The sequence below is a fragment of the Fructobacillus sp. ESL1117 genome (assembly GCF_058508565.1).
In genome coordinates, this window is the sequence record NZ_CP196385.1 from 881,423 (window position 1) to 907,248 (window position 25,826).

27 protein-coding genes are annotated in these 25,826 nt (G+C 43.3%); 10 read left to right on the plus strand and 17 right to left on the minus strand.

What is annotated here, in order from left to right; all coding sequences use genetic code 11:
* The first annotated feature begins 103 nt into the window (after positions 1 to 103).
* Positions 104 to 1,462: a MurT ligase domain-containing protein gene (locus tag ACSYSH_RS03865; RefSeq protein WP_489816046.1), complete on the plus strand. Its 1,359-nt coding sequence runs from the start codon at positions 104 to 106 to the stop codon at positions 1,460 to 1,462.
* Positions 1,462 to 2,193, plus strand: coding sequence for a type 1 glutamine amidotransferase (locus ACSYSH_RS03870; RefSeq protein WP_252773485.1), 732 nt, complete (start codon positions 1,462 to 1,464; stop codon positions 2,191 to 2,193). Before ACSYSH_RS03865 ends, ACSYSH_RS03870 begins: the two co-directional genes overlap by 1 nt.
* A gap of 80 nt (positions 2,194 to 2,273) precedes the next feature.
* Here ACSYSH_RS03870 and ACSYSH_RS03875 read toward each other — a convergent pair whose 3' ends face one another.
* Together ACSYSH_RS03875 and ACSYSH_RS03880 are read right to left on the minus strand one after the other, a co-directional pair.
* A complete protein-coding gene (locus ACSYSH_RS03875; RefSeq protein WP_252773484.1) occupies positions 2,274 to 4,118 on the minus strand; it encodes an APC family permease in 1,845 nt (614 codons plus the stop codon).
* Positions 4,119 to 4,238: 120 nt separating this feature from the next.
* Positions 4,239 to 4,982 (minus strand): methylenetetrahydrofolate reductase, encoded by a 744-nt coding sequence (locus tag ACSYSH_RS03880; RefSeq protein WP_491702352.1) that lies wholly within the window; start codon positions 4,980 to 4,982, stop codon positions 4,239 to 4,241.
* A gap of 108 nt (positions 4,983 to 5,090) precedes the next feature.
* On the opposite strand from ACSYSH_RS03880, the gene ACSYSH_RS03885 reads away from it, so the two are divergent.
* A complete protein-coding gene (locus ACSYSH_RS03885) occupies positions 5,091 to 5,420 on the plus strand; it encodes a thioredoxin family protein (protein ID WP_252773481.1) in 330 nt (109 codons plus the stop codon).
* Positions 5,421 to 5,517: 97 nt separating this feature from the next.
* Here the strand turns inward: ACSYSH_RS03885 and ACSYSH_RS03890 are convergent, their stop codons facing one another.
* The 11 genes from ACSYSH_RS03890 to ACSYSH_RS03940 form a co-directional block, all read right to left on the minus strand.
* Positions 5,518 to 6,375 carry a S1C family serine protease gene (locus ACSYSH_RS03890; protein WP_489816048.1) on the minus strand — a complete coding sequence of 286 codons (858 nt, stop codon included), beginning with the start codon at positions 6,373 to 6,375 and terminating at the stop codon, positions 5,518 to 5,520.
* 43 nt (positions 6,376 to 6,418) lie between these two features.
* The gene (locus ACSYSH_RS03895; RefSeq protein ID WP_489816049.1) at positions 6,419 to 7,735 is read right to left on the minus strand and encodes a sensor histidine kinase; all 1,317 of its coding nucleotides are present in this window, start codon (positions 7,733 to 7,735) and stop codon (positions 6,419 to 6,421) included.
* Positions 7,719 to 8,417 (minus strand): response regulator transcription factor, encoded by a 699-nt coding sequence (locus ACSYSH_RS03900; RefSeq protein WP_252773478.1) that lies wholly within the window; start codon positions 8,415 to 8,417, stop codon positions 7,719 to 7,721. The genes ACSYSH_RS03895 and ACSYSH_RS03900 overlap by 17 nt, the downstream gene beginning before the upstream one ends.
* A 208-nt stretch (positions 8,418 to 8,625) precedes the next feature.
* On the minus strand, positions 8,626 to 8,991 hold the full coding sequence (locus ACSYSH_RS03905; protein WP_252773477.1) for a type II toxin-antitoxin system PemK/MazF family toxin: 366 nt from the start codon (positions 8,989 to 8,991) through the stop codon (positions 8,626 to 8,628).
* Positions 8,992 to 9,054: 63 nt separating this feature from the next.
* Entirely contained in the window at positions 9,055 to 10,197 is a 1,143-nt protein-coding gene (gene alr, locus ACSYSH_RS03910; protein ID WP_491702351.1) for an alanine racemase, read from the minus strand.
* A gap of 2 nt (positions 10,198 to 10,199) precedes the next feature.
* Positions 10,200 to 10,604: a holo-ACP synthase gene (gene acpS / locus ACSYSH_RS03915; RefSeq protein WP_252773475.1), complete on the minus strand. Its 405-nt coding sequence runs from the start codon at positions 10,602 to 10,604 to the stop codon at positions 10,200 to 10,202.
* Positions 10,605 to 10,664: 60 nt separating this feature from the next.
* A complete protein-coding gene (dltD, locus tag ACSYSH_RS03920) occupies positions 10,665 to 11,951 on the minus strand; it encodes a D-alanyl-lipoteichoic acid biosynthesis protein DltD (protein WP_489816051.1) in 1,287 nt (428 codons plus the stop codon).
* Between the two features lie 6 nt (positions 11,952 to 11,957).
* Complete coding sequence (gene dltC, locus ACSYSH_RS03925) at positions 11,958 to 12,194, minus strand: D-alanine--poly(phosphoribitol) ligase subunit DltC (RefSeq protein WP_047974650.1); 237 nt, start codon at positions 12,192 to 12,194, stop codon at positions 11,958 to 11,960.
* Between the two features lie 15 nt (positions 12,195 to 12,209).
* Entirely contained in the window at positions 12,210 to 13,421 is a 1,212-nt protein-coding gene (dltB, locus tag ACSYSH_RS03930) for a D-alanyl-lipoteichoic acid biosynthesis protein DltB (protein WP_252773473.1), read from the minus strand.
* Positions 13,414 to 14,943: a D-alanine--poly(phosphoribitol) ligase subunit DltA gene (gene dltA / locus ACSYSH_RS03935; RefSeq protein ID WP_491702350.1), complete on the minus strand. Its 1,530-nt coding sequence runs from the start codon at positions 14,941 to 14,943 to the stop codon at positions 13,414 to 13,416. The genes dltB and dltA overlap by 8 nt, the downstream gene beginning before the upstream one ends.
* 19 nt (positions 14,944 to 14,962) lie before the next feature.
* Positions 14,963 to 15,151: a teichoic acid D-Ala incorporation-associated protein DltX gene (locus ACSYSH_RS03940; protein WP_489816529.1), complete on the minus strand. Its 189-nt coding sequence runs from the start codon at positions 15,149 to 15,151 to the stop codon at positions 14,963 to 14,965.
* A gap of 101 nt (positions 15,152 to 15,252) precedes the next feature.
* Here ACSYSH_RS03940 and ACSYSH_RS03945 point away from each other — a divergent pair, with 101 nt between their 5' ends.
* The 6 genes from ACSYSH_RS03945 to ACSYSH_RS03970 all read left to right on the plus strand — a co-directional run bounded on the left by ACSYSH_RS03945 (position 15,253) and on the right by ACSYSH_RS03970 (position 20,718).
* Positions 15,253 to 16,470 (plus strand): PTS transporter subunit EIIC, encoded by a 1,218-nt coding sequence (locus ACSYSH_RS03945; RefSeq protein ID WP_491702349.1) that lies wholly within the window; start codon positions 15,253 to 15,255, stop codon positions 16,468 to 16,470.
* Positions 16,463 to 17,347 (plus strand): alpha/beta hydrolase, encoded by an 885-nt coding sequence (locus tag ACSYSH_RS03950; protein WP_252773469.1) that lies wholly within the window; start codon positions 16,463 to 16,465, stop codon positions 17,345 to 17,347. The genes ACSYSH_RS03945 and ACSYSH_RS03950 overlap by 8 nt, the downstream gene beginning before the upstream one ends.
* 39 nt (positions 17,348 to 17,386) lie before the next feature.
* Positions 17,387 to 18,346 (plus strand): TPM domain-containing protein, encoded by a 960-nt coding sequence (locus ACSYSH_RS03955; protein WP_491702348.1) that lies wholly within the window; start codon positions 17,387 to 17,389, stop codon positions 18,344 to 18,346.
* Between the two features lie 86 nt (positions 18,347 to 18,432).
* The gene (locus ACSYSH_RS03960; protein ID WP_252773467.1) at positions 18,433 to 19,059 is read left to right on the plus strand and encodes a LemA family protein; all 627 of its coding nucleotides are present in this window, start codon (positions 18,433 to 18,435) and stop codon (positions 19,057 to 19,059) included.
* Between the two features lie 245 nt (positions 19,060 to 19,304).
* Positions 19,305 to 20,360, plus strand: a complete 1,056-nt coding sequence (locus tag ACSYSH_RS03965) for an AEC family transporter (protein ID WP_491702347.1) — start codon at positions 19,305 to 19,307, stop codon at positions 20,358 to 20,360.
* Between the two features lie 175 nt (positions 20,361 to 20,535).
* Positions 20,536 to 20,718: a hypothetical protein gene (locus ACSYSH_RS03970; protein ID WP_491702346.1), complete on the plus strand. Its 183-nt coding sequence runs from the start codon at positions 20,536 to 20,538 to the stop codon at positions 20,716 to 20,718.
* Between the two features lie 96 nt (positions 20,719 to 20,814).
* On the opposite strand, the gene ACSYSH_RS03975 is transcribed toward ACSYSH_RS03970, so the two are convergent.
* From ACSYSH_RS03975 to ACSYSH_RS03985, 3 genes are all read right to left on the minus strand, one after another.
* Positions 20,815 to 21,834: a YdcF family protein gene (locus ACSYSH_RS03975; protein ID WP_491702345.1), complete on the minus strand. Its 1,020-nt coding sequence runs from the start codon at positions 21,832 to 21,834 to the stop codon at positions 20,815 to 20,817.
* A 151-nt stretch (positions 21,835 to 21,985) separates the two neighbouring features.
* Positions 21,986 to 22,516: a DUF4811 domain-containing protein gene (locus ACSYSH_RS03980; RefSeq protein WP_491702344.1), complete on the minus strand. Its 531-nt coding sequence runs from the start codon at positions 22,514 to 22,516 to the stop codon at positions 21,986 to 21,988.
* Between the two features lie 2 nt (positions 22,517 to 22,518).
* On the minus strand, positions 22,519 to 24,009 hold the full coding sequence (locus ACSYSH_RS03985) for an MDR family MFS transporter (RefSeq protein WP_491702343.1): 1,491 nt from the start codon (positions 24,007 to 24,009) through the stop codon (positions 22,519 to 22,521).
* 168 nt (positions 24,010 to 24,177) lie between these two features.
* Between ACSYSH_RS03985 and ACSYSH_RS03990 the strand changes: the two genes are divergently transcribed.
* Complete coding sequence (locus tag ACSYSH_RS03990) at positions 24,178 to 24,732, plus strand: TetR-like C-terminal domain-containing protein (RefSeq protein WP_491702342.1); 555 nt, start codon at positions 24,178 to 24,180, stop codon at positions 24,730 to 24,732.
* A 372-nt stretch (positions 24,733 to 25,104) separates the two neighbouring features.
* On the opposite strand, the gene ACSYSH_RS03995 is transcribed toward ACSYSH_RS03990, so the two are convergent.
* Positions 25,105 to 25,662 carry an NAD(P)H-dependent oxidoreductase gene (locus ACSYSH_RS03995; RefSeq protein ID WP_491702341.1) on the minus strand — a complete coding sequence of 186 codons (558 nt, stop codon included), beginning with the start codon at positions 25,660 to 25,662 and terminating at the stop codon, positions 25,105 to 25,107.
* Positions 25,663 to 25,826: the final 164 nt, after the last annotated feature.

The window sequence follows — 25,826 nt, forward strand, 5'->3', positions numbered from 1 at the left end:
ATTATAGCAATTTTTTAACCATAACTCGACTGCCTAGACCATTTTAGGGAAAATTCGCAAGACGCATGGTAAAATAAGAATTTAGAAAAAGGGGGACTTTTTTATGTCAGTAAAAAGTCAGTTAGCCAAATTTACGGCCAAAAGTAGTCATTTTTTGCTCCGCAACATCTTAAAGCGCGGTGGCACTTCTTTGCCCGGCAAGCTAGCCGTTAAGATTGATCCAGAAGTTTTACAGACCATTGAAAAAGAATTCGACCTGGTCATTGTCACGGGAACAAACGGAAAAACATTGACAACCGCTTTAATTACTCGGGTTTTACGGGCCGGCGGTTACACAGTGGTGACCAACCCATCCGGATCCAACATGGTCCAGGGAATCGTTGGTACGCTTCTAACTACAAAAGTTAAGCCGTCACCGAATGGAAAAAAGCCTGTTGCCGTTTTGGAAGTTGACGAGGCCAACGTCTTGTCACTGGCAAAGGCCATTGAACCAAAATACTTTGTTTTAACTAATCTTTTCCGCGACCAACTTGACCGCTATGGTGAAATTTATTCCACTTACGATAAAATCATCGCCGGCATTAACCAAGCTCCAAATGCAACGGTGATTACCAATGCTGATTCGCCCATCTTCGCTCGTGGTTCTTACTCAAATCAGCGAATTTACTATGGCTTTGACAATGTGAAAGAAACTGATTTTAAAGACTTAAAGGCGCCAACAAACACAGATGGTATTCTCTCCCCAACGGACAACTCCGTTCTTCATTATAACTTCATTACTTACGCAAACCTCGGCCGTTATTTTTCAACAACCGACAGTTTCAAGCGACCTAAGCTCGATTATGCTGTGACAGCATTAAATGAGCTAACGCCAAAGTCTTCTGCTTTTGACCTCGATGGCACACCTTACAAAATTGCCATTGGCGGCCTCTATAACATCTATAATGCGCTGGCTGCCTACGCTGTTGGTCGAACCTTTGATGTTAGTCCTACTGATATCAAGAAAGCTTTTGAAGAAGATAAGCAGGTCTTTGGCCGCCAAGAATCACTTGATGTCGCTGGCAAAGATGTCACAATTCTGCTCATCAAAAATCCCGTCGGTACAAACTCCGTGATCGATATGATGGAGACGGAAAAAGATCCTTTCACCTTGATTACACTCCTCAATGCGAATTATGCTGACGGAATCGATACTTCTTGGATTTGGGACGCTGAATTTGAACGTCTCCATGATTCAAAATTAGCCGCTCTATCAACCGGCGGTGAACGTTATCAAGACGTCACGGTTCGCTTGAAGATGGCCGGTTTTGACCTCGATGGCACCTACCAAAAGACGGAAGAAATCCTAACCGCAATCGACCAAGCGCCAACTAAAAAAGTTTATTTGGCCGCGACCTACACGGCCATGCTCCAAATTCGGGCCGTCTTAAAAAACCATGGTTACATTCAGGAGGAATATTAATGGCTGACTATACACTCAAACTAGCCCACCTCTATGGTGATTTAATGAACACTTATGGTGACTACGGCAACATTATTGCCCTGCGTTACTATGCTAAGCAAATTGGCGTCGATGTTGATGACCAGCTGGTTTCCCTCGATGATGACTTCGATCCAAAAGCTTACGACTTTGTCCTCTTTGGCGGTGGCCAAGACTACGAAGAAACTGTCGTAGCCAATGATTTGAAATTGAAGGCCGACGGACTAAAGGAATACATCGAAAACGATGGTCCACTTCTAGCTGTCTGCGGTGGTTTCCAACTCCTCGGTCATTATATGGAAATGGCTGATGGCACCAAAGTTGATGGTATCGGGGTCATGGATCACTACACTACCAATATGACGGACAACCAGGTTAAAACCCTGAAGGGTAAACGGTTAACTGGTGACATTGTCATCAAAAATAACGAAACTGGCGAAGAATACCACGGCTTTGAAAACCATCAAGGTCGAACATTCTTGGGCCAAGGTGAAAAAGCCTTAGGCACGGTCACAACTGGCCAAGGCAATAACGGCATGGATCAGACCGAAGGCGTGATTTATCATAACGTTTATGGTTCTTACTTCCACGGCCCAATCTTCACCCGCAATGGTAACTTAGCCAAACGCGTCTTGGCGACTGCCCTATCTCGCAAATATCCAGACGTTGATTGGCAAGCCAAGTTGGATCAAGTTCCTGCCGAAACTTTCTAAAAATAGGTAACAAAAAAGCCTCCAAAACAATTTGGAGGCTTTTTTTGAACCAATCCTAAAGATGATTGGCTGACTGATTGTTATTCCGAAAGATGGTAATAATAGGTCGAAATAGAGATATTATCCATTGCCGATAAGGCTGCTCGCAGTCGCAACGAGGACTGGTTATGCAAAATATTTTGCCAAGGCTTCTTCGGCACGAACTGGGGAATAATGACCGTTACGGAATGGTTAATCTTTTCAGATTGATGGGAAACCTTGGTCACAAAACCAACCACTGGTTTAACAATCGATCGGTAAGAAGAGTGCACGTCGACGTAACGGACATCTGGAAAATTAGCTGTAAACTGCTTGGCAATCTTTTCTTCCTTAGCCGGATTAATATCAAAGGAAACGTGCATCGCCACCACCTTAGTCGCAATGGATTGCGCATAGTCGATGGCCTCAGCCGTTACCTGGGTTAAGTTCGAGACCAGGACAATCGCTGTCGAACCGGAATATTCTGGGTGCTTTTGCTCGTTTTGATCCAGGTATTGCAAGCGCAATTGTTTTGAAACGGCATCGTAGTGCTTCTTAATTTTGAAGAACACGGTCAAGACCGCCGGCATGATAATCAAGTACGGCCAAACATGTGTTAGTCGGGTAGCAAACAAGACAAGGACCAAGGCAGCCGACATAAAGGCGCCAAGGAAATTAATGGCCGCCTTCCCCCACCAGAACTTGGGTTTCAACCGCCACCAATGGATAATCATGCCCGACTGAGACAGCGTAAACGGAACAAAAACGCCAACCGCATATAGTGGAATCAAGGCGTCCGTCGATCCATGGAAAATCACGGTCAAAATCATGGCGCCAAACGATAGTGACAAAATACCATTGGAATAGCCCAATCGATCACCCTGATCCATAAAGAGATGCGGGAGATACTTATCCTTGGCCAAGTTCACGGCCAGAACAGGAAAGGCCGAAAAGCCCGTATTAGCGGCCACCGCTAAAATCAGCGTTGTTGCTAATTGGACCAAATAAAAGCCCAGACCATGCCCCCCATAGGTAATGGCAGCAATTTGCGACAAAACCGTCGAGTGACTGTTTGGCACAATACCATACCAGTAAGACAAAAAAGTAATACCCAAAAAGAAACTGGCCAAAATTAAAGCCATCATCGTCAAGGTGGTAGCGGCATGCTTTTCCTTGGGGGCCTTAAAGTTTGGCACCGCATTCGAGATGGCTTCCACCCCTGTTAACGAAGAGGAACCAGATGAAAAGGCACGCAAAAAGAAGATAAGCGATAAAGCCGAAAAATCCGTACCGATTTTGGCGGCAGCATGGTAGGCAATCGCTCCGGTTGCGGCCTGAAAGAGGCCATAAGCCACTGTCACGGCCATAATCACGATAAAGAAGTAAACCGGCAGCAGCAAAAAATTAGCCGATTCACGCAAACCACGCAGGTTTAAAGCCGTTAAAATCAGGATAATCACCAATGAAAGTGGAACGGCAAAGGGCAACAGGCCTGGAATAGCAGCCGTCATCGCATCAGCCGCTGCCGATGCAGATACCGCAACCGTTAACATATAGTCAACTAACAATGAGCCCCCGGCCACTAGACCAACCTTGGGACCCCAATTCTTACTGGCAACCGTATACGCGCCACCTCCGTTTGGATAAGCATGAATAATTTGTCGGTAAGACAAAACGATGGCTGCTAAGAGTAGCAAAATTAAGAGTGCAATCGGTAATTGTAACCAAAGAGCCACTGCTCCACCCGCCAGTAAGACAGCCGTAATCGATTCCGTCCCATAGGCAACGGATGAAAGGGCATCAGATGATAAAAGGGCCAAGGCCTTTGACTTTGATAAAGCCTGGTCGGACGCTTCTAATGTTTTCAACGGTTTGCCAATTACAAACCGCTTCACGTTTCTAAACATGGTTGTCTCCAAATCATTGTAATCAAACCATTGTACCTTGTAATGCGGAAGAAAAATAGCCAATCAACGTCTTTTTTCGGATATTCGAATTTTTCGTCGCCAAAAAGCCATTGTCATCCCTTAAAAGTTAGCAAAATAGTGGATACCCGCTGCTTGGCCGTCTGTTAAATCCGCAACTAAACGTGCACTGGCCAAATCAGGATTTTTTCGCCAATCATTAGGGACAGTCAGACGTAAGACCCGTTGAACCCAATCAAGCTGATTTTGACTAGGGTAATGAAGGACACCCGCCACCAAAATCAAATTCGCTCCGGCCATCTTCAAGCCCTCTTGAACTGCCAAAAAGTTATCAACGTTAAAGAAAATCTGACTAATCAAAATTTTCGCCCCATTCCTTTCCTTAGTCAAGGCCTGGTTAACCACCCAGGCAACGCCATGGGTATTGACTTGGTTGACATCGAGGGTCGTCGCCAAACTGAGCCCTGCTAAATTGTTTTGATGAACCGCCAAGAGCAAATCTTGAGCTGATGAAAATCCGTTGCTATCCGTCCTTTTATCCCCAGTCACCAGCAAAAAATTGTCTAACCCACGGTCTTGAAGAAGATTAAAGGTTGATTCCACTTGACTGGGCTGAATATCTTTAGCCCGAACATGAACCATCACCGGTTTTTTCGTTGTCAGTTGAATTTTCGCTGCTGTCTTCAACAGGGTCTGCCAATCATGGCCTGTTTGGCCTTGGTTGGCTAGGCTAAAATACTGCGCCCGATCGCGAGCGCAGGCACTTCTCAGTACATTTTTAATGGTTAATTCCTGTGAAATAACCGGTTCTCGCTGGTCTTGGTAGAAATCAGTTATGGACTGCATTTGTTTTCCTTATTCTACTTTCAAATAACAACCTAATTACAACTAGGCCAATTTTATAAATTCTGATTTTCATGGTATAATGGATAAAAAGTAACGGAGGTCAATCCCATGTACCAACCTGAAAAACACACAAACGAAGAAATTCAAACTTTTATCGATCAACCCGGTCGGCAGCTCATGTTCTTATCGGCCGACTGGTGTGGGGACTGCAAGGTCATCAAACCTTTCGTTCAAGGAATTAAGGATGAAGTTTCTAAAACAGCTGGTTGGATTGACGCCGATCGCGATGACAATTTAGACCTAGCAACAAGCTATGGTTTGCGTGGCATTCCTTCTTTTGTCCTCTTTATTGATGGCAAGAAAGTTGACCAAATCGGTCATGGAGAACGCCTAACACCAAAGCAAGTAACTGACTGGTATGAAGGAACCCTTCAATAAGTCAACTTCATTCTAACAAAAAACCAAGCCGCTTGGCTTGGTTTTTCTTTTTAATTACTTTTCACTACTGTCCCATGCAAACTGTATGAGGCAGTTTTTATTTAATAAAAGCGGCCACCGTATTAGACGGAATAGCAAAGCCCATTCCTTCAATATTGGTATCAGCAGCGCCAGCCGAAATCTTAGCTGAACTAATGCCAACGACCTCCCCAGCCAAATTAATCAAGGCCCCACCTGAATTACCAGGGTTAATGGCTGCATCCGTTTGGATAACTTGAACGTTTTGATTATTAGTCTGTGAAATTGCTAGCGTCCGGTTTGGTGAGGAAATAATGCCCTTGGTCATCGTGGAGGCATAGGCCGCTCCCAATGGCGAACCAAGCGCCAGCACCTGTTGACCAGACTTCAAAGATGAGCTATCCGCTAGCTTGGCAACTTGCTTAAAGGCGGTCGATTTCACGCGAATCAAGGCTAAATCCTTGGACGTATCTCTTTTAATAACAGTTGCTTCGGCCTTTTGACCGTTGGCATCCACGACCTGGATGGCCGCTGAACCTTCAATCACATGGTTATTCGTCACGATATCGGCAGTATCTTTTCCAATCTTCACAACAACACCTGATCCCTGGGCAGCCGTCTCATAATCGGTCTGCTGCTTATCCTTTGTTTGATCATCAAAGGCTGATACACCATCGCCTAGCGAAGCTGATTTTTGTAAATTCTGCACCGTAACAACGGCATCTTTAACCTTATTGTAGGCACTAGTTGCCTGATCTTTGCTCTTATAGGCAGTCTTTGCCACTGTGGCCGTCCCAGCGGCATTCGTATGGGTGGCTTGTGCCAACTGACTTTGATACCAAGATCCTGGTGAGGAACTAAACAACACCAGCAATCCACCGATTACAAAGGCAGCCACTATCATAGTGGTAAAAGCATGTACTCTTTTACGAATCATCCGGCAGCTTTCCTTTCAAAATTTTCTTATCTTTAGACCACACTTAAAGTGAGAGAGTCACCTTAAAAATTGTTCCCTTTGGTTGATTGTCGCTCACAGTTATCTTACCATTATGGGCAGCGACTATCCATTCTGCAATGGATAGGCCTAAACCAGTGCCACCAGTTTCACGATTACCAGTTTTATCCTCACGGTAAAAACGGTCAAAGATATGCTTTTTCGCGTCAGCTGAAATGCCGCGGCCAGTGTCGGCAACCGAAAGTGTTAAACGTTTTTTCTCAATCGCAGCCGAAACCGTCACGGTTGCTCCTTCATCCGAATACTTTAGTGCGTTATCCATTAGCAGTACCAATAATTGGTGAATCCGTTTTTGATCAATATCGACTTCCTGACGAACAGCATTGTGGATAACCACCTTTTTGTCTGAGATTTCCCCCATTTCAATATAAGGCGACAAAATTTGCTGCAAGAACTGACCGACATCGGTTTTTTCCTTTTCAATTTTGGTCATGTTTGACCCAGTTTTAGCCAAGGTTAACATGTTATTGGTCAAGGAATTCAACCGCCTGACTTCCGATAGCGAAAGAATAATGGCTTCGGACTGCTGACGAATCGTGTTATCCGGCTTGGTTAGCATCGTTTCTAGCTTTCCTTGAATGACTGACATCGGTGTCCGCAATTCATGGGCAGCATTATTAACGAAGTCTTGTTGCTGATCCCAAGCCTTTAAGATTGGCTTCATACTTTGCCGGGCAATAAAGAAGGCAAAGAACAACGCAAAGATAAAGGCCGAAACAAATGACCAAACCATCACGTCCTGGAATTTTTTCAAATTCAAAACAGTATCCGTGACATCAACAAAGACATAGCCATAGGTCGCGGATTTCAGTCCCTGGCCATCTGGCACTAAGACCATATTCGGTTTAAATTTAACAGCCTGAATTCTCAAATAAGTCTTATTAACGTGAACTGTTCTGGGGGCCAAATTTAAATCACTAGTATCAAACTTCAGACCAAAACGTCTTGTTAAGACATTTTTGGAACCATTATTATTTGTCTGATTTTCAATTTCCTTCCCCTTTTCATCATAGTACAGAAAATTTCCACGAAAATCTTCTGGCATATGACGCATAGAATCAGCTGTCAGCATCTTTTGCTTCGCTGAGGCTCCTTCATCCAACCAGTTATTGCGTTGATAGTACTCCACATATTGGTTAATAACCTTGTCAGAGCTATCATAAATCGTGAAGGTATAAACCCAAAAAATGACCCCGGCCAAAAAGCCAAAAATGACCATCAGACCCAGGGCCAACGTTGAAAAATTATCAATTTGCTGTTTGCGATTAATCAGTCTTGGCATCCGGCACCTCGAGAATAAAACCAATGTTTCGGAGCGTCTTAATTAGCCCGCCCTGGCCAACTGCCTCAAGTTTTCGGCGCAGGTTATTCAAGTAAATATTGACCACGTTAATCGTGGTATCAGAATCGATGCCCCAAACGCGATCAAAAATTTGGTCCCGGGTCACGATGATATTCTTGTTTTGACCCAAATAGGTCAAAATATCAAATTCCTTGCCGACTAATTTGACACTTTGACCGTGAACCTGAACGCCACGATTTTCTAAGTTAATCGTTAGTTCTCCGACTGTAATCATGTTATCTTCGGAATAGACACCCGTTCGGCGTAGGAGTGCCTTTACTCGAACCAATAATTCTTCGCGGTGGAAGGGCTTAGTCAAATAGTCATCGGCACCTACGTTGAAACCTTCAATTTTATCGTCCAGGGATGCTTTCGCCGTTAAAATTAGAACAGGCGTATCCACTTTGTCATCCCGAAGATTCTTGATAATCTCCAGACCATTTTCACCTGGTAACATCAAATCAGATATAATCAGATCGTAAGGGACTTCTTTCCCCTCATATTCACCATCTTGGCCATCCGTCACCGCCGTGACATCGGCAAAGTCTTCCAAAAAGCCGACAATATTATCGGCCAGATTTTTATCATCTTCAATTAACAGGATTTTAATTGCTTTGGCCATCAGTCCTTCTCCTTTGGGGCAGTGTGCCCGTTAAAATGTCTTATCAGTAATGTTACTTTAACAACAACAGATTAAGGTCATATTAAAAAAGCCTTACCATGCTTGGCAATGAGGGTTTCCTAGATCAACAGACTAGCCCTAACTAATCTAGCCCAGCAATCATCACCGTTAACAATGGCTCACCCGCTGAAGGGCCGCAACCTAAATTTTAGGCCAAGCCAATACTAATTTTCAATGCCTTTGCCACTGCCTTCATTAAGCCATCTTGCTGGTCAATATGTGCAATGCGGTCGCGCAAACGATGCTTATCGATGGTTCTGATTTGCTCGGCCAAAATAATGGAATCCCGTTTAATACCGCTAATCGCCGCCGGCAATGAAATATGTGTCGGCAACTTGGGCTTGGCTATCTTGGAAGTAATCGCCACTACAATGGTCGTTGGGGCGTTCATATTGCCCATATCATTTTGCACCACTAAAACTGGGCGCAAGCCGGACTGTTCGGAGCCGATTCCCTGCTTTAAATCGGCATAAAAAACATCGCCACGGCGAACGTTTTCATAATCTGCTGTCATGTCTATCCTCTTATGTATGGGCGCTTTGCCCTATTTTGTCACTGCCTATATGCTTGGTCACGCTTATTTATCTTCGATGATACGTGGAATTCGTGACCCAATTCCAGTTAGTACTTCATGTGGGATACTTTGACCATATTCGGCCAGTTCTTCGATACTGATTTTTTCTTGGCCATCTTGGCCAAATAAAATGACATCCGTATTAATTGGAACAGGCTTGCTCAATGAAACAATCATTTGATCCATCGTGACCCGGCCAAGGACTCGTTCTTTTCGGCCGTTGATCAAAACGGTCATACCCGCAAAAGTTCGATGATAGCCATCGGCATAACCAAGCGGCACTGTGCCAACCCATTGATCCTCGTGTGCTACATAGGTTGCACCATAGGAAACCGCCTCACCAGCCAAAAGCTGATGGACACCCCAAATTCTAGCTTTAAAAGTCGCCACTGGTTGCAATGGTAGGTCGGTTTTTTTGGATGGATAGGCCGGATTATAGCCATACAGGGCCGAACCAACGCGAATCGTTTCGGTTGGAATTTCATCAAAATGGAAGAGTGCTGAACCTGTGTTAGCAACGTGCCAGTACTTGGGATCGATATCTAGGGCTGTGACCTGAGCTAAAAAGTCAGCTTTCTGCTGGTCATAGTAAGCCTGATTTTGATCATCTGCCGTTGCAAAGTGCGTGAAAACCCCAGCCAATTCAAAGGCGTCCTCCCCAATAACAAACTGATACATCGATGACAACTCTGCCTTCGTCTTAGCACCCATTCGCCCCATACCAGTATCGATAGCCAGGTGGACTCGTAAAGGTGGTAGTGGACTATCACTAGCTTGTAAGAGATCTCTTGCAGCTAATAACCAATCCAGGTTGCCAACTGCTGGCGCCAGATAGTTTTCAGCCATCACCGTTGCCAAATTTACGTTTTGGACGCCAAGTAGGACAATTTGGTCCCTTTTTTCCGGCAAAACCTGGCGGACATCTAACCCTTCATCAACCGTTGCTACAGCAAAGTCATGAACGTCTGCTTGCCCCGCCAAAACTGTTGCTGCCCATTTGGCACCGTGGCCATAGGCATTTGCCTTAATAACAGCAATTAAGCGCTTGGCTTTTGCATGGGTCATAATTGTTTTAGCATTATGAACCAGCGCTGCTGCTGAAACGAAGAGTGCCGCTCCTCGCCTAGAAAATGGATCATCATTCATGTCTAATTCTCTTTTCTACCAATAAAACGAGCCGCGAAGCGTTGTAACCAGCTAGCTCTTTCAATCGTAACAACCGTATTGACATAATCACCACTATGGGTAATGGCGACCTCAATCCGATTTTTTTGTCCCACAACCTTCATAACTGGTCGACCTGATTTGGCATTCAGGATTGAAATATCCTGCCAAGACACATCGCGACCAATTCCAGTCCCTAATGCCTTAGCATAAGCTTCCTTGGCTGAAAAGCGGCCCGCAACAAACTCTAAGTAGTGCTTGCCCGTCCGTTTTTGAACTGCCTCCTGTTCGGCCGGCGTTAAGATTGTCGACAAGAAGTTTGGTCGTCTAGACAATACGCCTTCAATTCGGCTAATGGACTCCATGTCGTTTCCGATTCCGATAATCATACCTTCATTTTATCAAAAAAAAAAGAGAATCAACACAGAATGTGTCAATCCTCTAACTTTTTATGAAAAGGTTTGTAGCTCTTGATCTTGTGGCTTAAAGTTCTGCCATTCCTTTGACAAGAAGTTGTTGTTGATCTTGTAATCATTATCCTGGTACTTACCAGACAAGAATGGATTCAAGTACTGGTCCAATGCCAGCCAACCACGCCAACCAATGTGAATCGTATCCTGCATGAAGAAGTCTTCCCCACCACGGTGTGACAGATCAGCAATGTTGTTAAAGCCTTGGCTTTGCAACTGATACTTAATCTTATCAACCGCCTGGTAGTACATCTTATCAGACAAACCTGTGTAAGCAACCCAACGTTGGTTAACTGGTGTAATGACAAATTCGACATCCGTATGGTTCTTGGCAAAGTTTTCCAAAACAGCTTGCAAGTATGCATATTCAACTGATTGACGATAGTCATAGTGAACCTGAGCATCCTTAAGCATCTTCTGGTCAGCCCAAACACGAGTACGATAGAACGAGTTCTTAATCCTAAAGCGGTTCGAACCAGTGTTCTTTTCACCCTGTTCGAAACCAATTTGGTTCAAGGCCTGCTCTTGATACTGGCTCGGCAAGTCCTTAGCATACTTCATCACTTCATTCTTGTAGTTACGGCTTGTTTCAAAGTTTGAGAACAAGGCATCCTGTCGTGACAAAATCTTGTGCTGGAAGCGCAAAGCTGATTTATCGGCTGAACTTGGTCCCTGACCATCTTCCACGTTATGCAGCATCCGATTAAACATCGGCTTATCACGCACCAAAGACTGCTTCAACAAAGCCTGGGCCATAAACTGGTCGGTTTGGCTCGGCTGATCCATGTTCAGCAACCAATCCACCACTTGTAGTGGTGAATAGAAAATTGAAAACGCATCCGTTGAGCCCGTCTTGGTAAACCACTGTGGCGAAATCACAAAAACTGCCTTCTTGTGGTCCAACGCCTTTGGCATCTCTTGCATATTCAAAAACTGAACCATTGATTCAGATCCCGCCTTACCAAGCATAAATGGTCGGTAAGAGCGGTTATACTTTTCAGCCAAAACAGATGGATGTAAAGAATCGAAGCGAGATAATTCTGATGAACCAAAGAAAGGAATATAATTTACTTTTTTGTCACTAAAGGCAGCGTCTTTAACCGCTTCCCCTTTAACGATTTGGCTTGAGAAAGACACAGAAGCTTCCCTCAAGTACTGCTGACTATAATGATTCAGCGGGAATGGCAGAAAAAAGACCAGGCCGATAAGTGCCAGTGCTGCAAGCACCGGGCCAAAGATCTGCCACAATTTTTTCTTGTTAGTCATGAGGTTTTATCCCAACAATGATTCTACTTTAGCAATAATCTTGTTTGCTGTGTCCCAGTCTTCGCGATTAAATTCTGAAACAGGTGCTTGAATACCAAACTTGTTTTCCAAGTCCAACAACAATTCAACAGTAGCCATTGAATCCAACAACCCTGAATCAAATAAGTTTTCGTCCATTTGTGAAGACAAGTCTTCACCGATGATATTGTTCAAAACTTCTAATACGCCTGCTTTTACGTCCATTATATTTCTCCTCTATTAGTGGTGGAACCAGAACTTATCTAAGAATCCACAAAATACCAAGAATGTTAACATCACGAAGTTGAAGGTCAAGAAGATGGCAAACACTTCCGTGAATTTGTTATGTGGGATTTGATCACGGTGCTTCTTTTTAAAGCGCAACCAGGCATCGTTGACAATCATTCCTGTTCCATGCAACAAAGCATAAACGATATAATACCATGTCAATCCGTGCCAAAGGCCCATGACCATCATGTTGACCAAATAGCCAACGTTTGAAACAGTAGTCCGGTTTTTAATCCACTTCTTACGCATCACCATGAAGGAGAAGCGCATGAAGACGAAGTCTCGGAACCAAAATGACAACGACATATGCCAACGATTCCAAAAGTCCTTGATGTTATGAGACCGGTAAGGTTGGTTAAAGTTTATTGGTGATTTAATCCCCATGACATATGATGTAGCGATGGCAAAGCGAGAATAACCCGCAAAGTCAAAGAACAAATACATACCATAAGAATAGGCCACACCAATTAACCACCAGGAAAAGCCATGATGATTATCGCCCATTGCCAAACCTTGAAAGAATGGATAAACAATTTGACCAAAGTAATAAGACAAGATGAACTTGTAGACGAAGCCTAAGAAATAAGACTTAACTGCATAGCCCAACATGTCAATATAGTCCGTTCTTTCAGGTACTGATCCAGCATCGCCGGCAAAGCGCGTGTAGCGATCAATTGGACCTGATGACAGGGTTGGCATAAAGAGCATAAAACGCAAAAACATAATTGGCTTAAACTCTTTAATGGCACCATCCCGCGTCTCAATAATCATCCCTGTTGAGCGGAAAGTCAAATAAGAAATTCCTAAGAAACCAAGCAGAGTGAATTCAGGCTTGAAAACACCAATGGCGCCGAAGCGCACTAATGTAATCGGCAAGATTGACAATGCCACCATTAGGTAGAAAACCCAGTTAGCATTCTTCGTCTTGCGATAAGCCGAATAAAAAGATACAAGACAGAACTGCCAGATACTATATACCAGTATCGCAATTCCCTGGTTGACATAGTGACCAGTATCGAAAATTAAAAAGATAAAAGCCAAAGAGACCAAAATCTCATACCAGACAATGCGTTTACCAAAGTAAAGTCCAATTGCCAGTGGCACCAAAGCCACTAAGAGGTAAAAGAAGTAGGTCGGATCGGCATAGGGTTGTAGATTAGGCATTGCCATTCACCTCAGCAATCAAGCCCTTCAAGTTTACCTTACCATTTGGTGTCAAAGGCATGGCATCGCGGTAGATAAACCGCGATGGCATCATGTATGGCATGATGATGTCCTTTAGGTCTGCCTTAATAGCGTTAGTCAAATCCATTGGCTTTTCAAAATCGTTCTTCTTTGGGACAACAATGGCCAACAACTGCTTAACTTCACCATCTGCGTCGTAGCGAGGAACGGCAGCCGCCTGTTCAACCCACTGAGACTTCAAAAAGTGCTGGGCAACTTCTTCCAATTCGATTCGGAAGCCATGCAACTTGATTTGGAAGTCCACACGACCCTTGTAATGCAAGAGGCCGTCTTTGTCCATGTAACCCAAGTCACCAGTCTTATAACCCGGTTGACCGTCGACCGTTAAGAAAGCGGCCTTGGTCTTTTCGGGGTTATTCAAGTAACCCTTTGAAACAGCTGTACCAGACAAAACGATTTCACCCGATTCATTAACTGGCAAGACCGTTCCATCCTGATCCATGATGGTTGCCTTCATTTCAGGTTGCATGTACCCGATTGGCAACTTGTCATACTTGGCCAAAACTTCGTCCGTGATTTCAATTGCTGATACGGCAACGGTTGCTTCCGTTGGACCATAAGTATTAAAAATTCGGGCATCCGGGAAACGTTCGCGCAATTTCTTGGAAGTTGTTGCTGTCAAAACTTCACCACAGAACAAGAATTTCTTCAAGCGGGGGTAATTTTCTTGCTTAAAATCAGGACTCAACAAGGCAACGTTGGCAAATGAAGGTGTTGAAACCCACAAATCCAAGTCCATTTCTGGCAAAACAGTAAAGAGTTGCTTAAAGTCATCGGCAATTTCCTTTGACAATGGCTTCATAACGCCACCCATCAACAGTGAGCCTCCCCATGACATAACAGAAACGTCAAATGAGAACGGTGTCTGAGTCAAGACATTGTCGCCATGGTGTAAATCAAATTCATCAGAGAAGAGCCAGTTCAAATAAGATAAGGCGTTCTTATGTGAAATCTGAACACCCTTTGGCTTACCAGTCGTACCTGAAGTAAAGATAATGTAGTAATTATCATCGCCCAAAACTGGGTGAGTTAACTCATATGACTTCTTAGCAGTGAAAGCCGCTTGCAATTTTTCACCCTGGAAAACAGGGACAGATTCGATTGGCAATGGCAATTCATCCAAAGCAATCACTGCTGAAGGTTGACCAATTTCCAAGATATTTTCAATCCGGTCCTTGGCAGAATCCTTGTCAACCGGTGCATAGGCGTGGCCTGATTTTACAGCAGCTAAGAAGGCAGCTACCATTTCGAACTGATGTCCACCAAAAACCATAATTGGTGACTTCTCAGGCAAGTTTTGCTCATCTAAGTAGGCCGCCAATGAGTCAGAGTAGGACTTCAAATCGCCATAAGTATAGGTATGGCCCAACCCGTCGTAGGCAATCGCATCAGGATTTTCCACTGCATAGGCATCGATATTTTTGTAAATGTTATCAATCATTTGTCGCTTCCTCTTTATTTTAGAATTCGTTATAAATGAAGTGGCCCCCGGTAACGCCGGAATAGCCATATAGATAAATCAAGGCTAAAATGATTAAAAAATAAGCCAGGGTTTTGACAACAAATGTCACCCAGGGCTTGCTCAGAAAACGCTTGAACATCGCGTGACGCCCCCAAAATTGTTCGGTTAGTGTTATAATTATTGGCATATTACCAGTGGTACCTAGTAAAACACTTTTACTATTATAGCACAATACTTTTTCTTGTAATACCACCCCAAATTTTGGGGTTAGTTTGGAGGCACTGTTACATGTTTGCAAAGATCCTAGCAAGGGTTCAAAGATGGGATCGGGCTTGGGTAGGTCTTTCACCTATCAAAAATCTTTTTTCTTCATTTAAACTAGTAATTCCTTTGGTGATTATTGATGTTTATTGGCGTTTGATTACTCGATTATTCTTAGACCCTGGCGCCCTGTTCGCCACAATTTTCCATTATAAAATTCACTTTTTTAACAATCCACTGATTTCCCAAGGAATCAGTAACGTTTTGGACTACCTCGTGGTGGCCTTTACAGTTGCGCTTTGGACAAAAAAGTATTTGACGGAAAAACTTTCCGAAAAACGCGACCCCATCCTGCCGGTGACCGTTAACTTTGGCCTAGTCTTAGTCCAAACTTTCTCGTCTGGTTTCAGCCAGGGACAGCTAACCATTCATCTCGGCCTGTGTTTACTCATCGCCTATCTGATCAACCTCACTTACTTGGGGTTAACCAAAATCACGAAAGACCGGTTGCAGGACATGGGCTTTACCTATCTAAGTTGGGCAGCCATTGTCTCAATCCTCGTCGTAGTGGGCACATCATTTATACCAAACATTGTCACCCAAGGAACGTATACTACCTTCTTTTCATCTGACTTTTTTGCCCATTATTATTCATTGGCATTGGTTGCTATTTTGGCACCCATCTTGTTCGTTTTGGGTATTAGCATTCCCTTAGACCTGTCCACCGGCGCCACAGATTTAGCCCAGGTGAACACAAACCTGAACGCCGTTTACCAATCAGTGATGGCCACATTGCCACAACCACAAAATCCCTACTCTGTTTTAACCGCTTCAGCTATGATTGGTGGTGTTGGGGCAACCCTAGGATTAGCACTAATTCTTATATTTGCTAAAAGTAAACAGAACCGGCGACTTGGCCTCTGGTCACTACTCCCAGCTCTATTTGACAACAATCGCATTTTAGCTTACGGAATTCCGCTTTTCTTGCGGCCACTGACATTGGTACCGATGATTTTGAGTTCCCTCTTTGGGTCACTGTCAGCTAGTGTCGCCATTAAGCTCGATTTTGTTCGGCCAACCGTCTTTAGCGCTCCCAGTGGGACACCCCACTTACTGCTTGGCTTTATGGCCAGCCAAACCCCTTGGCGATCATTAGTCCTAGCGATCTTTGTTTTGCTTGGTTCAATTTTGATTTACTGGCCATTCGTCAAGGACATGGTTAAAAAGGAGGTTAAGCATGGCTAAAAGTACAAAATTCATGCTCTTCTTAACAGTCCTATTGACCGTTATCATTGCGCTCTTTGGTCGTGTCTGGATGCTTTCTGAGCACCAAAATGACCGAGCAATTCAAAAATCGCGGATGGAACCCGTTATCTTTGTTCCCGGATCTAGTGCCACTGTCAGACGGTTCGATGATCTCTTTGCTACCATTAACTCAGAAGACCGTGATAAAGGAACTCACTCTGTCTTGAAGGTTCAGGTCAATTATAATGGTAGTTTGACTTATTCCGGTCACGTTGATGGTTCCAACCGTCGACCATTTATCGTTGTTGGCTTCGAACGCAACCAGGATAATTATCCAACCATTCAAGCTGATTCTGAGGCGCTCTCTAAGGTGATGACCGACCTCCAATCCCGCTATCATTTCCGGAATTTCTCAGCTGTTGGTCACTCCAACGGTGGGCTGATTTGGACGGATTACTTGGAAAATTACTATAGTGCAGCAAACTTGCACATTCGGACGCTGATGACTTTAGGAACACCTTTCAACTTCTCTGAAACATCCACAACACGACAAACAACCATGCTTTCAGATATGATTGCTGGTGCAAGCAGCCTCCCGAGCGATTTGGTCGTCTACTCGGTTGCCGGTTCAGAAGATTACACAGACGACGGTACAGTTCCTGTTCAATCGGTGCTTTCTGGTAAGTATATTTTCCAAAAACAGGTTGCTAAGTATACTCAAACAACGGTTTCAGGCGATAACGCTGGCCATTCAAAGCTACCGGAAAACCCTGAAGTCATTAACCTGATTCGCGAACTGGTTTTACAAAATCCAAATGACGGGTCTAAGCTAACACCAAAAAGCGCCAAAAACATCAGTGGCGGCTTTAGCCGCTAATCGCTTGTCAACTATTTTGTTTCATTAATTGGAGGTCTTATGATGGCTTTGCTAAAAAATAAAATCGGGCTAGCCACCATTAGCGCATTCGCCCTCTTCTTCCTGAGTTGCCACTTTCAAACGGCTCAAGCAGAAGACCCAAACACAATTGAGCCCAGCTCGAACTTTGTGGTGACTGATCATGCCAATGTGCTTTCAGACCAAACCAAGCAGGCTATCTTAAAGCAGGAGCAAACCTTTAAAAAAACCAAAGAACAGCCGCAAGTAGCGGTTTTAACTATCAACAATACCGATGGCCAATCAATTCGCGACTTCACTAACAGTTTAACTATGCGCTCAGTCTGGCACGCTGGTAAAAAAGGGCAAGACAATGGTGTCATTATTGTCTTTGCTAAGAATAACGGTCAAAATAACGTGCGGGTGGTGACCGGAACAGGTGTTGAATCCGTTCTACCTGATGGCAAAATTTATCAGCTCCTGCAAGCCAACCAACAAGAGTTAAAGTCTTCAGATCCAAACGCTATTGATCGGGGAATCCGCAACCTCTTTTTACAAGTTGAAAAGACACTCCCAACCACCCAAACAAGTGGCAAACAAAGTGCTTCAACAACCAGTTCAGTGATTGCCCTTGGTCTAGTTACAATCCTTCTCCTTATTATTTTCTTAGTTTGGTCCAAGATGCGGCGTCTTAATGGCAGCAAAGGATCTTATTATGGTACTGATAATAGTAATAATATCAACCGCTTTAATCAGGCCTCAAATAGGCCCCAACGCGGCCATCATTCTGGTCTGGATTGGTTCTTAGGTGGATTGCTACTATCAAACCTTTTCTCGGGTCCAAGGCGGCATTATTACGATGACCATTACGATGGCTTTGGTGGCGAATCTAATTTTGATGGTTCTGACTTTGGTGGTTCAGACTTCGATGGTTCAGACTTCGGTGGTGGCTCTGATTCCGGCGGTGGTGGTGACTTTGGTGGTGGCGGGTCCGATTTTTAAAGACTAGCCACTCTTGTTTCAAAGCCCATTCCTCGCTACAATATTTCTAATAACTCATCGCTAAACAACGATAAAGGATACGAATCATGACGATTATTAATGAAAAGGCACCCTTTTACAAGAAACGTGGTTGGCAAATTACGGCAGTCATTGCCCTTGTCTTCATCATTCTCATTGGTGGCTTTATTTCTTCTGCCAACGGCTTATCCCGCAAGGAACAGGACGTTGATGCTGCCACGGGTGGGATTCAAACCGCGCTGCAAAACCGCGCCGATTTGATTCCAAATTTGGTCAATGCTGTTAAGGGAGCCCAGGGACAGGAATCTGCCATTTACGGTAAGATTGCCGATGCCAGAACTCAATACAATCAAGCAAAGCAAAGCTATGCAAATGCCAATGATCAAGACCAAAAGACAACAGCCATGCAAAATCAAGATAAGGCTTTCAATTTGATGGTTTCCACAATTAACGAAAACTATCCGGATTTGAAGTCCTCTGACCAAATCCAAACTTTGATGGTTCAACTAGAAGGTGTCAACAACCGTGTCACTTACGAACGTAAGGTTTATAACAAGGCTGTTCAAGACTACAATAATAAAGTTGTAGCATTTCCAAGTTCTTTGGTGGCTTCTCTAACCAATCACCATAAGTTCAACTACTTCACCGCAGACAGTTCTGCCCAAGAAAATCCAACTGTTAACTTCGGTAACTAATTTTGCAGAAGACAGCAGAAAGCCCCAACCATTACTGGTTGGGGCTATTTTTGTCTCACATAAAGAATAATACTATTATACAAGAACTTCGATAATCGAACAATCTTTTTAGCCATTTCTTTTATTTCATTTCGTTACAGCTTTGTAAGTTAATTTTTCTAACAAGAGAATTGTTCTAATTTAATTTTAATGATAGACTAATAAATAAACCATTAGGCGCCAAAAATTGGCAACGGGAGGTATACATGTCGATTAGTTCTGCTCTTGAAAAAACGCTTACCAACAATTCGATTATCGCTGCAATTGTGGAAACCCTAGGAACTATCCTATTAGGTTTTTTTCTCCGCAACCGGCAAACTCTTAGCCAAGACGCCGTCAAAACCTTGACGAGCATTACCATGAGTGTTGCCCTCCCCCTCTTAGCCTTTACAGCCTTTCTTACGCCATTGAACCATCAAACCCTCGTTCAAAGTATCGATGTTCTGATTTGGGGCTTGATTATTTATGTTATCTTGATTGTCACGATGCCCTTTTTATACGGTCGCTACGGCAAAGACCAACGCGAAGTTTTAGGTGTGTTAACTGCTTTTGGATCAACGACCTTTTTCGGGATGCCAATCGCGGGCGCTGTTTACGGTGCCAAAGGAATTATGTACGCCTCCGTTTTTAATATCGGCTATCGTGTCTTCTTATACTCCTACGCCTACATCAAAATGTCTGGCGAACAGCTACGCGGCGAGCACATCAAAAAAATGCTGGTTAATCCAATTGTCATTGCCACTTTTCTTGGCCTAATCCTCTGGGTTAGTCAAAACTGGATGCCTCAAATTAGTAGCTACAGTGAAAGTAATCCCAGCCACGTGGCCTTCTACCGCCTCGATGTAACCGTCCCTTGGCTTTTTTCCTGGATGAAACTATTAGCCGGTCTAGCATCGCCACTGGCTTGGTTAGCCATTGGGGCAAACTTGGCTCAGATGTCCTTCACAGATGCCATTAAAAACCACACCGCTTGGTACTATTCCTTTAATAAAGTCATCATTGTCCCAATCATCATGGCGACCATCGCCATCTTAGCAAACGTCACCCATCTTTTGCCCGTTGACCAAGTGGCAATGGCAACAATGGTCATCATGATGGCGACCCCCGTTGCAACGGTGGCAGTCAACTACGCCATGGCCTTCAACCATCAAAGCTTACTGGCGGCCAATACCTCACTGATTTCGACAATTTCAGCCACCATAGTCTTGCCACTCTGGATTATCATTGTGCAACTTTTGGGCGAATTACCAGTCTTTAAATAGCAAAAGCAAACCCTCATCAATCGCCGCGGTCAAAGAATCACATTCGCTAACTACTAACGCCCGATCTAACTTTTAATACTAGTCAAAAACAACAGGTTGACCAGATTGTCTCTTTTTCAATCAACTATTAATCGGTATAATATTCCTTATTGAGGAGTTGAAAGGAGCCAAAATCATGGCCATTGTTGGATTACTCGTCGTTGCCTTTGCTTTATTAATTATCTTATTTGCGGCTGCTCATGGCTGGAAGCTTTTCCGCAAGGGAGACGTTAGCATGCTCCCACTGCTTGGAATTGCCGCCTTTCTTTTTCTAATCGGGCTTGCCTTTATTATGTATAACCTGATGACCCTTCATTAATGCCAGGCAAGAAAATCAAATTCGAACTAGCCCCGATTAGCAGTAATACTATCAAAAACGATGACCACTGACCAAACATCAGTGACCATCGTTTTTTTAAAAGGCAAGAAAATAGGCAAGAAAGGCTTCAACGACCAAAAGCAAAAAGGTAATCAGACGGTAATAAGAAAGAATTCCGATGTACTCTCGGATCAAGGCCGTCGGCAAAAAGTACAGAGAAGTTGGTGCGCCGATTCCCTGGGCTGAAAAACCAATTCGCTTGGAATAAAGGCTGGCCCGCATAACATGGTAATTACTGGTCGCAAAGAGAATCTGCGGTTGACCGGTGTGGCCTGATTTTTCCCAGTCCGCTAAAATTTTCTCCTTAGAAAACATAAAATTCTCAAAGGTATTGCGGGACTGATCCTCTAAGATAATCTTTTCTGTCGGTACACCAACTTCAAGTAAATACTTGCGCATGGCATCCGCTTCAGAAGTACTTTCGTCAGATCCCTTTCCGCCGGAAACCACAAACTTAGGCTTCTGCCCTTCATCGGCCTGGCGATAATAGTGCAAAGCTTGATCTACCCGACTTTGGAGCAACGGCGTTACTCGGCCATTATGGATATAACTGCCAAGAACAATCATGTAATCGGCCTTTTTCGTGGCAGGCAAAACTTGATATAAAAGTGAATAACCCAGATAACTAAGAAAAAGCAGGAAGAAAGTATTGTAAATTAACAATCCCAGAACATAAGCAAAGAAAAGCAAGCGGCCATGGACTTCTCCAACTACAAAAAGTAAATAAAAGTCAATGCCCATCGTTACAGCCAAAAAGAGCGCTAATTTAGCAGTGAAGCTTTGACCTTCCTTATGGGAAATAATATTAGTATTACGCACCAACCAAAAAATGAGGAAGGCAATAACCAAAATTGGTAATAAAATGACTAGAACGTTCATCACTGGTACCTGCTGGTCTAAAACATAGCCAGCCAGTTTCAGGTACAAAGCCATGACAGTCAGCAGCAAGGAAAAAATTAATAAACTCCCAAAAATGAAGTTTCGCTTATCAATGGCAACAGCAACGATTGCAATGACGATAAGCGCTAATAATAAATAAATTAATGGTGTCAGCATTTCAGCCACCCTCTTTACACTTTTATTTCAATTATAACAGAAATCAATGCCAAAATAGAAAAAGCACCCGGAAAGCAGAATCCGGGTGCTTGGAGAGAAGAATAAATTAAGCAGAAATGTATTTTAAGCATAAGTTAACTTTAAGCGTTAGTTACTTCAGAACAACTTGCCAGCTAGTAGGCACTTCTAAAGTGTGTACTTCCTTGACCAAGTTATCTTCTTTATTTTGCTTGAACAACCACTTATAAGTGTCATTCTTGTAAACCCATTTTGTCGTCGTTGTCTTGACTTGAGCAGTTTGAATATCAACTTTCTTATAAGTAGCTGACTGCTTAACTGCTTTCACAATGTCACTCGTATCAGGAACAAAGTGAGCAGATGCTTCCTTGTCCGCTGCTTGGTCTTTATAAACCAAGACATAGTCATCAGTACCAATCTTCTTAGCAGCAACCATGCCAACAGGCATTTGAGCCGGTGCAGCAGAGTAAACTTCCTTTGTTGCGACTGTTGTTTCCTTCTTCATCCCGTAATGAGCGTCCATATTAGCAGCCAACAGACCAATTGAAGCAATCATTGCCAATGAGAAAATTGTTCCAAAAATAGCCTTCAAGACTTTTGATGGAATCAAAAACCAGCTAGCAGCAGTCAAGATAACAAAAAGCGGAATAATTACCAAAATCATGATTAAGCTTCCTCCTTCTTATCTTGCTTAACAAAGAATGCCAAGATGAAGCCCAACACGGCGAAACCAAGACTAATCATAAAGGCAATCTTGAAACCATCCAAAGAAGCATCCAACATCTTGCTTGCGTAACGCAATGGTTCTGTAACCTTCAGATGGGTACTTGGTGTATTGTTGTTGATTACGTTTTGGACAACTGATGTCAATAAAGCAACCACCACAGAGTTGGCCACCTGACGCAAGGTGTTATTAGCAGCAGTTCCATGAGATGCTTTTGCATCAGGCAAAGCGGCCATCGCATTGGTTGTCATTGGCATCATCGCCATGGCAATTCCGGCCATTCGAACACCATACAAGACAGTAATAATAATCGTTGGTGTTTCAGGAGTTAAGAACAAGAATGGGAAAGTTCCCAAACCAAGAATAGCAAAACCGACCATTCCCAAGACCCTTGCACCAACCTTGTTATACAAGGCGCCCGAGACGGCACTGAAGACCCCCATTAACAAGGCTCCCCAAAGCAAAGTTAATCCAGAGTCAAAGGCTGACAAGCCACGCACGTTTTGCAAGTACGTTGGCAACATCATTTCAACACCGAACATGGCCATCATCGCCAAAATTCCAACAACAGTTGGAATCGTGAAGTCCTTAGTCAAGAAAACCTTCACGTCCAAAAATGGATTCGACAATTTCAACTGACGCCAAACAAAGATTACGATAAGCAAAACACCGGCAAAAACTGGGACAAGGACGTTTGGCACATTACCCCAACCGTGTGAGCCAACATTGGTGAAGCCCCACAAGAAGAGACCAAAACCAATTGTTGAAAGAATTAATGATAAGAAATCAAGCTTAACCTTCTTAGTTGGCACAACATTTTTCATCAAAAATGGTGTCATAATCAGCGCAATCCCAGTGATAATCAAAGGAATTAAGAAAGTTGAGCGCCAACTATCAGACAAGGTGAAGCCTAAAATTGTATGATCTTGCTTCAAAATCCACCCTGACAAGGTTGGCCCAATGGCTGGAGCCATTCCGATGACTAATCCCATCGCACCCATGGCTGCGCCTCGCTCTTCGGGGGCATACATGTTCAAGATGACGATTTGCATCATTGGCATCATAATTCCAAAGGCCATGGCTGAAATAATTCGACCAATAATGAAAATCCACCAAGACCCACTATTTTCTGGTGTCGACATGGTTACCAGGACCCCAATAAAGAGTAATCCGTAGGCAATCATGTGTAAAACTTTAGTCGGAATTCGGTTAGCTAAGTAAGCTGACAGTGGCACCATCATCCCATTAAAGAGAAGGAACCATGTCGTTGCTTGTTGTGCTGTTGACAAGTTAATGTCGAAAGCTTTCATTAGAGAAGGAATGGCCGTCCCCAATGATGTCTGCATCAACGCACCGGCTGTCATGGCAATCATCATGACTACGACGACGAGTGTTCGATTGTAAGTTCGCTTGTTTGTTTGAACTACTTCCATCGTTATTTCCTTTCGTGGTACAATGTGTACCAGTTATTTCATGGAACATAGTGTAACAGCTAGAATTAACTGAGTCAACCTGTTTCACTAAATTCTTTTATTTGCTATAATATTCTTAGAAATAAAGGAATTTAATCACAAAACGACACCTGTCGTGGAGGAAACCAGATGAAATTTGGCCAACAAGAAAATATCCGAGTTAAGCAACAAATTGTTGACGGTTTTTTTGAACAATTAAAAGAACAACCCCTTTCAGAAATCCGTGTTGCCAAGTTGATTAAGTCAGCTGGGGTTGCACGGGTGAGCTACTACCGCAACTTCTATAGTATTGAAGATATTCTGACCTTTTATTTAACCTGTTTGGTTGTTCAACATCATCAGCAAGAAAAACAAAGTGCACCCTCTCATAATCGCAGCCGGGAAACAATGAAAATTCACTTTACTGATTCTTTTGTGGCTTTTAAGAGTCAGGAAGAGCGCTTTATGCTGTTAATCGACCGGGGCCTTTCTAGCCATATTTATGAATTTTTTGTGAACTTTGGTGAAATCATCAAAGCTAAACACCCTGAAAAAAAGGATAGTTTTAATTATCAGCACATCTTTGTTTTCGGTGCTTCCTTCCACGTAATGATGGCCTGGTTACAAAATGGAGCCAAGGAAAGCCCCGAAGAAATGGCTGATTTTTTGGTCAATACGATGCCGGATAGTTTTTTCGACAACTAACAGCCCGTAAAAGAATGAACCGATACTTTTTAATAGAGGCCAACTTACTAAGAGTTTCGGCTTCTTTTTTACGTCTTTTATCCACAAGAAACCACAAAAAAAGAACCTTGGAAGCTGAATGCTAGTACTGAACTGATAGAACTATATTTGAAGAAACTTTGTGAAAAAAACTAGTTAATCCGAACCTAAAAAGAGATTTGCTAGTCGGGTTATTTTCAAATCTGTTCTCTCTGGTTGGTCACCAAAAAGTCCACTAACATGTGACTCTTTGGTGGCGTTGCCCTCTCTTTCACCTATAAGGCCATTATTTCAAACAGCAAAATCCAGAACAGAAAAGGACTGGCGTTCATTAACGCCAGTCCTTCTTTTCATTTAATCAATTGTCGCCGCACACTTTTCAATATATGCTTGCCGGTCTTTTTGTGTCACTCCTGAATCCATGTGACCCAAAACATAAGCTTTGTTCAGCTTAATTCCTGTGTAAGAAAAAATTCCTAACTTATAACGGCTCACAATGTTACCAAACAGCTTGTAATACCAGCCGCCAAAATTAGAACTTGTAAAGACGTCCGCCTGCTTGCCCGTTAGGTGCTTAACGATTTTCCCGTTACGACGGTTATAAGCAAAGCCAGGTGTGAAGACACGGTCAATCATCCCCTTCAAAACAGACGGTTCTGCTGACCACCAAATGGGGAAGAAGAATGAAATCCGATCTGCCCAAGCAATCTTTTCTTGAACGAGCATCGGAAAACTTTCATCGTCCATATGCTGGCGATAACCATAGCGTAGGACACAATCAAAATTAGCAGTTGCTAGGTCAACAACTTGAACGTCATGGCCCTTTTCTTTTGCCACCGCTGCGAAATTCATCGCATTAGCGTGGGTAAATGATTCTTGATCAGGGTGCCCCTGAATAACAAGCATTTTCATGTTATTTTTCCTTTTCGGTTCGAATACCCACTCGGATATTCGTTATTGCACCATATTTTTTTTACATTATAGCACCTTTATCAGCAAACAATGTTTTATTAAAGACAACCATCACAGTCTCTTTCAGACTGATTTTAAAAAAATTTGGACTACACGGGCTTATC

Bases quoted from the DNA above. Each gene is read 5' to 3' on its own strand.
- ACSYSH_RS03865 (WP_489816046.1), top strand. From the start codon at position 104: ATGTCAGTAAAAAGTCAGTTAGCCAAATTTACGGCCAAAAGTAGTCAT.
- ACSYSH_RS03870 (WP_252773485.1), top strand. From the start codon at position 1,462: ATGGCTGACTATACACTCAAACTAGCCCACCTCTATGGTGATTTAATG.
- ACSYSH_RS03875 (WP_252773484.1), bottom strand. From the start codon at position 4,118: ATGTTTAGAAACGTGAAGCGGTTTGTAATTGGCAAACCGTTGAAAACA.
- ACSYSH_RS03880 (WP_491702352.1), bottom strand. From the start codon at position 4,982: ATGCAGTCCATAACTGATTTCTACCAAGACCAGCGAGAACCGGTTATT.
- ACSYSH_RS03885 (WP_252773481.1), top strand. From the start codon at position 5,091: ATGTACCAACCTGAAAAACACACAAACGAAGAAATTCAAACTTTTATC.
- ACSYSH_RS03890 (WP_489816048.1), bottom strand. From the start codon at position 6,375: ATGATTCGTAAAAGAGTACATGCTTTTACCACTATGATAGTGGCTGCC.
- ACSYSH_RS03895 (WP_489816049.1), bottom strand. From the start codon at position 7,735: ATGCCAAGACTGATTAATCGCAAACAGCAAATTGATAATTTTTCAACG.
- ACSYSH_RS03900 (WP_252773478.1), bottom strand. From the start codon at position 8,417: ATGGCCAAAGCAATTAAAATCCTGTTAATTGAAGATGATAAAAATCTG.
- ACSYSH_RS03905 (WP_252773477.1), bottom strand. From the start codon at position 8,991: ATGACAGCAGATTATGAAAACGTTCGCCGTGGCGATGTTTTTTATGCC.
- alr (WP_491702351.1), bottom strand. From the start codon at position 10,197: ATGAATGATGATCCATTTTCTAGGCGAGGAGCGGCACTCTTCGTTTCA.
- acpS (WP_252773475.1), bottom strand. From the start codon at position 10,604: ATGATTATCGGAATCGGAAACGACATGGAGTCCATTAGCCGAATTGAA.
- dltD (WP_489816051.1), bottom strand. From the start codon at position 11,951: ATGACTAACAAGAAAAAATTGTGGCAGATCTTTGGCCCGGTGCTTGCA.
- dltC (WP_047974650.1), bottom strand. From the start codon at position 12,194: ATGGACGTAAAAGCAGGCGTATTAGAAGTTTTGAACAATATCATCGGT.
- dltB (WP_252773473.1), bottom strand. From the start codon at position 13,421: ATGCCTAATCTACAACCCTATGCCGATCCGACCTACTTCTTTTACCTC.
- dltA (WP_491702350.1), bottom strand. From the start codon at position 14,943: ATGATTGATAACATTTACAAAAATATCGATGCCTATGCAGTGGAAAAT.
- ACSYSH_RS03940 (WP_489816529.1), bottom strand. From the start codon at position 15,151: ATGCCAATAATTATAACACTAACCGAACAATTTTGGGGGCGTCACGCG.
- ACSYSH_RS03945 (WP_491702349.1), top strand. From the start codon at position 15,253: ATGTTTGCAAAGATCCTAGCAAGGGTTCAAAGATGGGATCGGGCTTGG.
- ACSYSH_RS03950 (WP_252773469.1), top strand. From the start codon at position 16,463: ATGGCTAAAAGTACAAAATTCATGCTCTTCTTAACAGTCCTATTGACC.
- ACSYSH_RS03955 (WP_491702348.1), top strand. From the start codon at position 17,387: ATGATGGCTTTGCTAAAAAATAAAATCGGGCTAGCCACCATTAGCGCA.
- ACSYSH_RS03960 (WP_252773467.1), top strand. From the start codon at position 18,433: ATGACGATTATTAATGAAAAGGCACCCTTTTACAAGAAACGTGGTTGG.
- ACSYSH_RS03965 (WP_491702347.1), top strand. From the start codon at position 19,305: ATGTCGATTAGTTCTGCTCTTGAAAAAACGCTTACCAACAATTCGATT.
- ACSYSH_RS03970 (WP_491702346.1), top strand. From the start codon at position 20,536: ATGGCCATTGTTGGATTACTCGTCGTTGCCTTTGCTTTATTAATTATC.
- ACSYSH_RS03975 (WP_491702345.1), bottom strand. From the start codon at position 21,834: ATGCTGACACCATTAATTTATTTATTATTAGCGCTTATCGTCATTGCA.
- ACSYSH_RS03980 (WP_491702344.1), bottom strand. From the start codon at position 22,516: ATGATTTTGGTAATTATTCCGCTTTTTGTTATCTTGACTGCTGCTAGC.
- ACSYSH_RS03985 (WP_491702343.1), bottom strand. From the start codon at position 24,009: ATGGAAGTAGTTCAAACAAACAAGCGAACTTACAATCGAACACTCGTC.
- ACSYSH_RS03990 (WP_491702342.1), top strand. From the start codon at position 24,178: ATGAAATTTGGCCAACAAGAAAATATCCGAGTTAAGCAACAAATTGTT.
- ACSYSH_RS03995 (WP_491702341.1), bottom strand. From the start codon at position 25,662: ATGAAAATGCTTGTTATTCAGGGGCACCCTGATCAAGAATCATTTACC.